Origin of the sequence: Marinobacter sp. C7, assembly GCF_022343555.1 — a bacterium.
In the GTDB taxonomy this organism is placed as follows: domain Bacteria; phylum Pseudomonadota; class Gammaproteobacteria; order Pseudomonadales; family Oleiphilaceae; genus Marinobacter.
Genome location: NZ_JAKQZH010000064.1, coordinates 1 through 570 on the forward strand (window position 1 = coordinate 1; position 570 = coordinate 570).

Genomic DNA, 570 nt, shown 5'->3' on the forward strand with positions numbered 1-570 from the left:
TCACGCCCAGCCCACCACGGGCATGAAGCCAAGTCTTCCGGAACTGGCCGAAAAGCTCGGCGAACTGACCGTGCTGCACATGGAGGTCGATCCCTCCATGGAGCATGCGCTGATCGCCAAGGTTCCCGGTCACCATGACGCCAGGCGCGGCGATGCCGTCCATCTCGGTTTCAAGGCCGAGAACCTTCACTTCTTCGGTGAAGACGGCACCCGGCTGCAGCAAACGCTCGTCGCCTGATCGAGCTCGCGATCCCGCGCGTCCCGGCGTTTCTCGCGAAGCGCCGGGCAAACGTACGCCCCGGCGCAGATATCGGGCGCCGAGGCGTCAGAAGGGCTATCGGAGCCGGCCGGCCATCAGCCGACCGAACTCTCTCGTACCGTTACGTCATGCGCCGACCGCGCGTAGCGTGTCGTCGACATACCGCTTGGCACGCGGCACATCGTCCTCATCGAGGTGCTCGATGATCAGCGGGATGTTCGGGTTCAGCTCGTGCAGGCGCTCGATGTAGAGCGGGTAGTTGAGGATGCCGAGCCCGGCGGCTGGCAGCTCAACGGCGCCGGCGCCACGGA

At 65.6% G+C, this 570-nt stretch carries 1 protein-coding gene and 1 pseudogene; one reads left to right on the forward strand and one right to left on the reverse strand.

Annotated features, from left to right (window positions below; genetic code table 11):
• Positions 1–238 (forward strand): annotated as a pseudogene (locus MD273_RS18735) (hypothetical protein); the annotation flags it as partial.
• 147 nt (positions 239–385) lie between these two features.
• Here MD273_RS18735 and MD273_RS18740 read toward each other — a convergent pair.
• A partial coding sequence (locus MD273_RS18740) for a hypothetical protein (RefSeq protein WP_239039279.1) occupies positions 386–570 on the reverse strand: 185 nt, incomplete at its 5' end.